We start from the raw sequence: 9,719 nt of genomic DNA on the forward strand, positions 1-9,719 counted from the left end.
GAAAATGTTAGCAGTAGCGATTTTAGCCGCTGGACGCGGGACACGCATGAAATCAGACCTACCCAAGGTCTTACATCCTTTGGGCGGGCGATCGCTCGTTGAACGGGTACTCGATAGTCTCTCGGCAATTCAACCTGACCGACGTTTAATTATCGTCGGCTATCGAGGTGAACTCGTCCAAAACGAACTGATCCAACGATTCTCTGATTTAGAATTTGTCGAACAAACCGAGCAATTAGGAACGGGTCACGCTGTCCAACAGGTGATTCCCTATTTAAAAGAATTTACCGGGGATTTCTTGGTCCTAAATGGCGATGTCCCCCTCTTACGACCCGAAACTATTGAGCGGCTGCTAAATACCCACAAAGAACAAAAGAATGCCGCCACCATTCTGACCGCGCAACTGCCAGATCCTCAAGGGTATGGTCGGGTCTTTTGTGACAGTGAAAACCTGCTCAAGGAAATAGTCGAAGACCGAGACTGCACCGCCACTCAAAAGCAGAATCGACGCATTAATGCCGGGGTTTACTGCTTCCATTGGCCGGATTTAGCTAAGGTTTTACCCCAATTAAAATCAGAAAACGATCAGGCAGAATATTATCTGACATATGCGGTTAATTACTTAAATCCCGTGCGGATTTTAGATGTGGAGGATTATCAGGAAATTCTCGGCATCAACGATCGCAAGCAATTGTCAACAGCCTATCAAATTTTGCAGAGTCGGATCAAAGATGACTGGATGGCCGCTGGGGTCACTCTCATTGACCCGGATAGCATTACCATCGATGATACGGTGACCCTCGCCCCGGATGCCATCATCGAACCCCAAACCCACCTGCGCGGCCAAACCACCATCGGTTCCGGTTCTCGCATCGGTCCCGGGACGCTGATTGAAAATAGTCAGATTGGGGATCAGGCAACCGTTTTATACTCGGTGATAACGGATAGCACGGTGGCAGGGGGAACAAGAGTCGGACCCTACGCTCACTTACGCGGTCAAGCCCAGGTGGGAGAAGGCTGCCGAATTGGGAACTTTGTAGAATTGAAGAATACAAAGTTAGGAAATCGCACCAATGTATCTCACTTATCTTATTTAGGCGATACCACCACGGGCGATCGGGTCAACATCGGCGCTGGAACGATTACCGCCAATTACGACGGCGTAAATAAACATCCCACTCAAATCGGCAGTGGGACTAAAACGGGTTCTAATAGCGTCTTAGTTGCGCCGGTCAAAATCGGCGAAAACGTCACGATTGCGGCAGGTTCTACGATTACCGACGATGTAGAAGATGGCAGCTTGGCGATCGCCCGCGCCAAACAAGTAGTCAAAAAAGGCTGGAAACTGAAGCCGAAGGAGTAGGAAACTAGCCCTGTCAAGGTGTATTTGTAGGGGCGCAATGCTTGCGCCCATGTAGTAAGCAATTGTAGGGTGGGCAATGCCCCGTCCTTCTGTTCGGTGGGCAGTGCCCACCCTACAATTACTACAATTACTGTATCATTAACCTTAGCAGCGCCTTGAGGATGATTATGGAAGAAATACTCGCTTTAAAAGACTTGCTGCGAAGCGGAGATATTCAAGGTTCCCTCGCCCTTGTCGAACTCCTCGAAGAAATGAGCAAACAAGACATTATCGATACCATTCGCAGTTATGCCATTGTTTTGTTACTGCACTTGATCAAACAGCAAGCAGAACAACGCACAACTCGTTCTTGGGATGTCTCAATTCGTAATTCACTGCGGGAAATTCAACGCAAAAATAAGCGGCGTAAGTCAGGGGGTTATTATTTGACCCGGGAGGAGTTATGGGAAACCTTGGAGGACGCATTTCTCAATGCGATCGATGAAGCATCCCTGGAAGTGGCAGAAGGACTTTATGAACCCGAAGAGTTAGAAAAGCGGGTGAGGCGATCGCAAATTCTCCATCACGCTTTAGACTTAATCCTACCTCCAGAAACCCTCGATTCCCCAACCTCTCCAGAAACTCGATAAACTAGAAAAGGGCGTCTTGTCTTTATTCTGGAGTCACATCATGGTTTGGTTATTCTCGCTATTCTTTGTTTTACTGTTAATTTCTGCGACCCCATTACTCGGAACCTTGAAGGTTAGGTGGTCCTTTGAAATTATGGTGGGATTATTCGCCTTTTTTGCCGTGGCAGGTTGGGCCTTGTTTTTGGGATATTCTCTATTGTTTCAGTAACCCAGTAGTAATGATAATCCCGCCAGAGTTTCTCTGACGGGACTGATTCGTATAAGTATCCAGACCTTCTGTCAATTTATGATGACAGCTTAATCATTTGGTCTGAAGTTCAGCACCCAACTTTCTTTTGATGCGCTTCAGTCTATAGCGGTTCCCAGAGTTATTCTTGTACATTTTTGGAGTGCGAGCATATTGAAAAGCTCTTGACAATAGCGAGCAAGATACTCGCACTCCTCAACCCGGTTTCTGGTCCCCTTGAGCTAACCTAGGCGATGCCGACACCCATTTCTGGACTCATTTCCAAGGCATCACCGATCGCATCGCCGGTGTGATAGGCAGTGAGAATCACCTCACAAGTTTTACCCCAGGCGATCGCACCTGTAGCATCAATCCCGATCGCCCCAAAATCCCTTTTATTCCGTTCCGCCTCCGTAAACGATCGCTCAAAGGCATTCATTAACGATAATCCATCCGTCACACGCACCACAATTCGCGCCGCGAGACACTCATCAATAATATCTTCCCCAATCCCCGTACAACTAATTCCCGCCTTGGGATTGGCGTAATTTCCCGCAGGCATTGCCGAATCACTGACGCGCCCGATCCGCTCAAATCCTTTCCCTCCCGTAGAAGTTCCTGCGGCAATTTTACCCTCGTGATCCAGTACCACAACCCCAATCGTTCCCCGTCCCGAGGATTCTGCCACCACATTCGCCATACTGCGGGAAAAATTATCTTTGCGTTCCTCCATCCACTCCTGCAACCGCTTATCCGTCAGGGGATTATGAATTGGCAGTTGCAATTCTCGCAACAATTCCGCTGAACCCAAATCCGACAACACGCGATCGGGGGAATTCTGTAAAAATAAGGCTAAATCGATGGGATTTTTAACCCGAGATACATTAATGGTGCCGCTAAAGCGTTGCAACGTGCCATCCATTAACGCGGCACTCATCCGAATTTGTCCGTCAGATTGCAACACCGAACCCGTCCCCGCATTAAAACGGGGTTCATCTTCCAGGAGTTGGCATCCGCGCACCACCGCTTCCGTGGCAGAGGCCCCTTGCATTAACAGACCATACACTTCCTCTATAATGGTATGGAGGGAGCCGCGCACCGCTTCAAGTCCACCTTTATCTTTAAGAGAGTTACCCGCGCCACCGTGAATAATCAGCTTGGGTTGTACCGCACCCGTTGTCATGAATTCAGCCTCTGCCTTCGGTTAATATCCAATCTTTCATGGTAACGCAAAGGGTATCCTTTGCCAGCCTGAAATTGGGGCATTTTGGGGAGATTTCCCTGGTTTATTCTAGGGATTGAGCTTGGGAACGGCGACGGCGACAGCGTTCCGAGCAATATTTCACCTCATCCCAACAATCCGCCCATTTTTTCCGCCAGGTAAAGGGGCGTTGACAGACGGGGCAGATTTTTTCTGGAAAGTCAGCTTTTGCTCGGACTCGGCCCATAAGGGTTTATTCTGGCTGCTGTTTGGGTTGTATTATAACAGGACTTACGCCATCGGTAACATCGAACCCTAAATGTAGAGGCGATTCGCGAATCGCCTCTACATTATCCTCGTGACGTGGCTGAAGCGCGTCACGAGGAATTTATTGGAGTTATCACGCCTTAATTTGGGTCAACAAATCATAAAATGGTTGCCAATTATCTTCCTGCGCGATCGCTTCCCAAATCGCCTCAATTTTGGGCCGGAGCACCACCGTTTCTGGATTATATTTTGCCATCCGTTCTCGCATTTGCTCTAAATCCGATGTTGCCACAAACTGCAATAAATGGAAGTAGGCTTGTTGCCAAGACTCGAACAATTCTGAAGTAGTTTCCAGAGTGCCAAAAATGCAGTCACTTTTTTCCCGCCACTCTGGAGAAAACTGCTGCCTGAGTTGCCAAAAGAACTCCGGATACTCCACCTGAGACTCACCCAAAAGTTGCAGGGTTAATTGCACCAACTCCGTTGCTGCCTCTTCCGGCATTTCTTCTCCAAATCCCAACTTACTCAGCATCAATTTACGATATTCTCGATTATAATGCTCGTAATATTCCTCTAATGCGGCTTCCATATCTGCCTCATTTATCGCCGCCTTTAACGGAACTTGCAACATTTGCAGATTCCAGCGACAGATGGCGGGTTGATTGCCGTAACTGTAGCGACCATAATAATCAAAGTAAGCGGCTGTAAACTTTAAGTTGTAGGTGGGAATAAAGGCAAAAGGTCCATAATCAAAACTTTCCCCGGTGATGGACATATTGTCGGTATTTAACACCGCATGACAAAATCCGGCTGCCATCCATTGTGCCGTTAATGTAGCCACCCGTTGCACCAGTTCTTGATAAAATCGAGCGTATTTCTCTTTCGGGTTTCCCAGGCCGGAAAGTAAGGGCGGCATGGTATCATTGAGATGGGGATAATAATGGACGATGACCCAATCTAAGAGTTTTGCAATTAAATCTTTTCGTCCTAAATAGTGCAATCGTTCAAAGGTGCCAAATCGGATATGCGATTCACTAAAGCGGATCATCACGGACGATCGCGTAGGAGAGGGTTCATCTCCTCGCCACAATTGTTCGCCGGTTTCAACTAAGCTTAAACAGCGAGAAGTTCTGACTCCCATTCGATGCAACATTTCCGCCGCTAAGACTTCTCTGACTCCTCCTTTTAGGGTTAACCTTCCATCGGCATGACGAGAATAAGGGGTTCTGCCACTGCCTTTGGTGCCGAAGTCGTAGAGTTTGCCATCGGTCCCCCGGACTTGAGCGTAGACAAAGCCCCGTCCATCGCCTAAATTGGGATTATATTCGCCAAATTGATAGCCATGATAACGCAGGGCTAAAAACGGTCGAACGCCTTGAAAATAGCCAAATGCTTCGATAAAATCTTCATCGGTTACAGTTGAGGGTTCTAATCCTAATTTTTGTAATAATTCGTCATTACGAAACCGGAGAAGATGCTGGGGAAATTCAGCAGCCGGAACGATATCGTAGTAGTCTTCCCCCAAGGATTCTAGGGCGGTTTCCAGGTTAAGGGACAGAAAGGGATTGGCGCGTTTTGGAGTTTGAGCGGAGTCAGCAACAGTCATAAAAGCAACGGTTCTTTACATTGTCTGATTCTATTTTAATCTATTTTAATGTTTTGGAAGGATAAATGAGGTGCAGTTCCCCGGAAAAGCTTTCAGGGCGGTGTTTTAGAGGGTTTGAAACCTTTCGCAATAAAGTGTTACGGTTATTTACACCCCAAGGTCGGGTGGTCAAGCTACAATACAAGTATGAGGTTTGCTCGAAGGAATTGACTAGAGTCGGGTGCTTGAGAAACCTATTGATTTTTGGATGAGGTAATCCGTCATGGCTCAAGTTTTAACTAGAACCCAAAGGCTCGCAAATACCCGGAATCATGAAGCAAATCCCAAGGGGAATCAAGGCAATTTTATTCCCCTGAGCTTACGCATTGAAATGGCACGGGATGAAGCCAGGGCGATCTCCACAGCAAAAGGCATTGAATCTCCCGAAAGTGCGGTAGCTTGGGATATTGCGGAGGAACTCCTCAGCGTCGCAGCCCGCAGAAGAACCCAAGAACCAAAATCAGCTTTTGAACGCTACTGTTTAGAGCATCCAGGTGCTTCAGAAGCTCGAATTTACGATGTTTAATTTTCCAGTAAAATAGTTGATTTGGTAGCTCAATCTTACTCTACGGATTGGGCTTTTTTGGGTTTATTTTTTATATTAATAATTATTACAATTCAGTAAATTTCGTCCAAAATGCGGTATAGGCGGTATAGCTATTGACCTCAACTGCCGGAAACTCTGTTGTCAGCGATCGCAATCAGGTTAAAGTATGATATCGATCGCAGGGTAGTCATGAATGCGATCGCACCCAAATCCCACTCTTGCCGCCAGAATTGAAAGAATTATTTACTAACTCTCTTTAACCATTATGAAAATTTTGGATAGCAAGCACCCAAAACCCCTGGAAGAATTATTTGGTGATATCTTGTTCTCCGGCAAGATGACCCGGAGCGATCGCTATCGCCTCCGCATGGCAATCTTACGCAACTCTCTGACTGAGGAACATCAAGATATAATCAATCGCCTAATCTACAGCACTAAACGCGGCAGACTCCGCATGATGGATTAATCAAATTCTCAATGTTCAACATCACAACTTCAGTTTCATAGTTCGTAGTAACGACTTCAGTCGTTATCTTTCAGTCGTTATCCAACGGAGCTCAGGTGCATCAGAAAATCAGTTAATCAATAGGATGAGAGAGTTATCTATCTGACGCACCTTGCCGCTTTCGGTTTATTTTTGGAGTCACACTGATTCAGTCGGTTTTTCAGGCATCTCGGGAACAGGGTCATATCCTCCCGGATGTAACGGATGACAGCGCAACAGACGACGGAATGCCATCCATCCCCCCTGCCTGGGTCCAAAACGGTCGATCGCCTCTATGGCATATTGAGAACAAGTGGGATGAAATCGACAAGTGGGCGGAAATAAGGGAGAAATTAACAGTCGATATCCTCGAATTAACCGAATCATCAGCCATTTCATAACTTAATCAAATAGAGAATTGCAACGGTTTATTTATTTTGACTCGTTCTGGGACTCCCTGGGGATTTTATAGAAACCGGGTTTCTGACTCCAGTCTGTGCCTACACCCATCAAATCAAGGTTAGAAACCCGGTTTCTTCTCCTCAATCCCGGGAAGTTCTAAAATTTTTATAGCGTGGCGATCGCCCAATGGCCTCAATCCCCTACACTCATAGAAACCTTTAAGATGTTGTAGTCATTGAATTCTGTGTTGACTTCTCTATTCCCATTAGAATCCATTTTACCCCTGGGGTTACAAGTAGCAGCCGTTGGTTTGTGGTTGGGGTTGCTACTGATTATTGCGGAGGGGTTGCATCGTTTTACCCAAACTGATTCCGAAGTGGTTCGCAAGGTCGTTCATATTGGCACCGGCAATGTGATTTTGTTGGCATGGTGGCTACAGATTCCCGGTTGGGTGGCGATCGCTGCTTCTATTATAGCCGGGGCGATTGCCCTAATTTCTTATAAGTTTCCGATTCTCCCGGGAATTAATGGTGTGGGACGTCAAAGTTTAGGAACATTTTTCTATGCCATTAGTATCGGCATCTTGGTGGCCTGGTTTTGGCCGTTACAACTTCCCCAATATGCTGCGATCGGCATTTTAATCATGACTTATGGAGATGGTTTAGCCGCTTTAATCGGTCAGCGGTTCGGTCAGCATCCCTATCAATTTTGGGGAGAAAAGAAGAGTTGGGAAGGGTCCGCTACAATGGCTATAGTTAGTTTTATTGTCACAGCTTCTATCTTAGCGATCGTAGAGGGAAATCTCTGGAACATTGGGGTGATTGCCCTTTTGGTGGCTGGTATAGCGACGGTTTTAGAAGCTTTTTCTAAATGGGGGATTGATAATCTAACCGTTCCTATTGGGAGTGCCGGGTTATGCTTTTTCTTGCATCAAATTTTGTAAGAGTGTTCCCTAGAAACTTCCTCTAAACTGGAGAGGGTTTGTGTCAAATTTTCCATAAAAAGAACCCCATCAGGATGGATATGGATGGGGTTTGTTTTAGGTAGTTCAACTAAGTTTAACACTCAGGTTTTGTTACTCTCCTGTTTTACTAAGACCTAGGACTATTCTTGTTCTCGCTTGGGGTCACCCTCAAAGGGTTGAACCCCGGTTTCTGGATATTTGTCATCGTTGGGGCCAAAGATTCGAGCTGCTGCTTCTGAGACTTGCTGGAAAAAGTCACTAATGGTTTTTGAAAGATTCATAGTAAAACTCCTGATCAGGTTTATTGAGGTTAACCGAGTCAGCGATCGCAATCCCTAGACCTCGTTACTTTTTACTTTACCTGAGTTCTTCAGGAAGCGGTCACTTTTGCAATATTTTTTAGGATAACTTATTAGTTCGCAATAGTTGAATCCAGGAATTAACCGGAATGGGGCGCTGGGATGGGGTGACAATTTATGACGATTTGAAATTACCAGGATTTCGCATTAAATTATAGCATATTTGTTGTTAATTCGGTCTTGTTCTTTCAACCCAGCTCAGAGGAATGCCCTCGGGAAAAAGATTGGACCCTAGATTTTTAATGAATTCCACCATAACCCAGGTCGGAAAAATTGCCGAAAATCCCAGGATTTGTAGGCGATCGCCCACAAATTCTAGGAGGTTAATCCGGATCCGGTGACAGATTTTGGTAAATGCCACTATAATTGAACAAACCCCTCTCAGCAAGGAAGCTGGCACATGGCAACTGCCACTGAACCCAATGATCTCAATCCGCAACCCCCTGACCAAGCGGGTAAAGACGGATCAGAACTGACTGTTGTCCCAGAAGACTATAGTCTGTTGACCGATCTCTATCAATTGACAATGGCCGCCTGTTACACCGGGGAAGGTCTTGACGGCAGAACCGCCAGCTTTGAGCTGTTTGTTCGCAAACTTCCGGAAGGCTTCGGTTATTTAATTGCAATGGGGTTAGCTCAAGTCTTTGAGTACCTAGAGCAATTCCGGTTCACCGAGGCGCAGATTGCCAGTTTGCAAGCCACTGGAATTTTTTCCAGGGCCTCTGATAAATTTTGGTCACTCCTGGCCGATGGACGGTTTCAGGGTAATGTTTGGGCGGTTCCCGAGGGAACGGCAGTCTTTGCCAATGAACCTTTGCTGCGGGTGGAGGCTCCCCTGTGGCAAGCTCAAATCGTCGAAACCTATTTACTGAATACAATTAATTATCAGACCCTTGTCGCCACGCGATCGGCTCGCATTCGCGATGTCGCCGGTCCCATCGCCTCAATTTTGGAGTTTGGCACCCGACGAGCCTTTAGTCCTCAAGCCTCGCTGTGGGCCGCACGCGCTGCTTTGGCAGCCGGAATGGATGCCACCTCGAATGTGTTGGCCGCCCTCAAATTAGGTCGAAAACCTTCGGGAACGATGGCTCACGCCCTGGTGATGGCCCTCTCGGCGACGGAAGGGAGTGAGATGCAGGCGTTTCGAGCGTTTCAGCATTATTTTCCCGGTTCTCCCTTACTCATTGATACTTATGATCCCATTGAAGCGGCCCGGAAAATCGCCGATCGCCTCCAAGCTGGAGAAATGGAAGTGGGAGGAGTGCGCCTGGATTCCGGGGATTTAGTCCAATTGTCCAAACAGGTCCAAGAACTGCTTCCCGATGTCCCCATTTTTGTGAGTGGGGATTTGGATGAGTGGAAAATTGCCGACTTGAAAGCCTCCGGTTGTCCCATTGATGGCTTTGGCATCGGGACTAAGTTAGTCACAGGTACTCCCGTGAATGGGGTGTATAAAATTGTAGATATTGATGGCGTGCCGGTGATGAAAAATTCTAGCGGCAAAGTCAGCTATCCCGGACGAAAGCAGATTTTCCGACGCTATCAGGATGGACAGATTGTGGGCGATCGCCTGGGATTGGTCAGTGAGCAACTTCAATCCGGTGAAGTGCCGATGATGCAGCTTCTGTTCAA

At 46.9% G+C, this 9,719-nt stretch carries 12 protein-coding genes; 7 read left to right on the top strand and 5 right to left on the bottom strand.

All coding sequences use genetic code 11. The features are described 5' to 3' along the window. Positions 1 to 4 precede the first annotated feature (4 nt). The 3 genes from glmU to J0895_RS19635 all read left to right on the top strand — a co-directional run bounded on the left by glmU (position 5) and on the right by J0895_RS19635 (position 2,200). Complete coding sequence (gene glmU / locus J0895_RS19625; protein WP_207089691.1) at positions 5 to 1,363, top strand: bifunctional UDP-N-acetylglucosamine diphosphorylase/glucosamine-1-phosphate N-acetyltransferase GlmU; 1,359 nt, start codon at positions 5 to 7, stop codon at positions 1,361 to 1,363. A gap of 167 nt (positions 1,364 to 1,530) precedes the next feature. Beyond that, complete coding sequence (locus J0895_RS19630; protein ID WP_207089692.1) at positions 1,531 to 1,992, top strand: DUF29 family protein; 462 nt, start codon at positions 1,531 to 1,533, stop codon at positions 1,990 to 1,992. A 40-nt stretch (positions 1,993 to 2,032) separates the two neighbouring features. Then, entirely contained in the window at positions 2,033 to 2,200 is a 168-nt protein-coding gene (locus J0895_RS19635) for a hypothetical protein (protein WP_207089693.1), read from the top strand. A gap of 265 nt (positions 2,201 to 2,465) precedes the next feature. Here the strand turns inward: J0895_RS19635 and J0895_RS19640 are convergent, their stop codons facing one another. The 3 genes from J0895_RS19640 to J0895_RS19650 all read right to left on the bottom strand — a co-directional run bounded on the left by J0895_RS19640 (position 2,466) and on the right by J0895_RS19650 (position 5,292). Then, positions 2,466 to 3,401 (bottom strand): isoaspartyl peptidase/L-asparaginase, encoded by a 936-nt coding sequence (locus J0895_RS19640; protein ID WP_207089694.1) that lies wholly within the window; start codon positions 3,399 to 3,401, stop codon positions 2,466 to 2,468. A 103-nt stretch (positions 3,402 to 3,504) separates the two neighbouring features. After that, entirely contained in the window at positions 3,505 to 3,666 is a 162-nt protein-coding gene (locus J0895_RS19645; protein WP_207089695.1) for a DUF2256 domain-containing protein, read from the bottom strand. A 153-nt stretch (positions 3,667 to 3,819) separates the two neighbouring features. Further along, on the bottom strand, positions 3,820 to 5,292 hold the full coding sequence (locus J0895_RS19650) for a protein adenylyltransferase SelO (RefSeq protein WP_207089696.1): 1,473 nt from the start codon (positions 5,290 to 5,292) through the stop codon (positions 3,820 to 3,822). 262 nt (positions 5,293 to 5,554) lie between these two features. On the opposite strand from J0895_RS19650, the gene J0895_RS19655 reads away from it, so the two are divergent. Beyond that, positions 5,555 to 5,857 carry a Calvin cycle protein CP12 gene (locus tag J0895_RS19655; protein WP_207089697.1) on the top strand — a complete coding sequence of 101 codons (303 nt, stop codon included), beginning with the start codon at positions 5,555 to 5,557 and terminating at the stop codon, positions 5,855 to 5,857. Positions 5,858 to 6,143: 286 nt separating this feature from the next. After that, entirely contained in the window at positions 6,144 to 6,344 is a 201-nt protein-coding gene (locus tag J0895_RS19660; protein ID WP_242541426.1) for a hypothetical protein, read from the top strand. Between the two features lie 177 nt (positions 6,345 to 6,521). On the opposite strand, the gene yidD is transcribed toward J0895_RS19660, so the two are convergent. Continuing rightward, entirely contained in the window at positions 6,522 to 6,761 is a 240-nt protein-coding gene (gene yidD / locus J0895_RS19665) for a membrane protein insertion efficiency factor YidD (RefSeq protein WP_207089698.1), read from the bottom strand. Positions 6,762 to 7,008: 247 nt separating this feature from the next. On the opposite strand from yidD, the gene J0895_RS19670 reads away from it, so the two are divergent. Next, positions 7,009 to 7,707, top strand: a complete 699-nt coding sequence (locus J0895_RS19670) for a diacylglycerol/polyprenol kinase family protein (protein ID WP_207089699.1) — start codon at positions 7,009 to 7,011, stop codon at positions 7,705 to 7,707. Between the two features lie 161 nt (positions 7,708 to 7,868). Here J0895_RS19670 and J0895_RS19675 read toward each other — a convergent pair whose 3' ends face one another. Next, positions 7,869 to 8,009 carry an isochorismate synthase gene (locus J0895_RS19675; RefSeq protein ID WP_207089700.1) on the bottom strand — a complete coding sequence of 47 codons (141 nt, stop codon included), beginning with the start codon at positions 8,007 to 8,009 and terminating at the stop codon, positions 7,869 to 7,871. Positions 8,010 to 8,487: 478 nt separating this feature from the next. Here J0895_RS19675 and J0895_RS19680 point away from each other — a divergent pair. Then, the coding region (locus tag J0895_RS19680; protein ID WP_207089701.1) for a nicotinate phosphoribosyltransferase at positions 8,488 to 9,719 on the top strand (1,232 nt) is incomplete at its 3' end.

This window comes from Phormidium pseudopriestleyi FRX01 (genome assembly GCF_017313335.1).
Lineage (GTDB): Bacteria > Cyanobacteriota > Cyanobacteriia > Cyanobacteriales > Laspinemataceae > Laspinema > Laspinema pseudopriestleyi.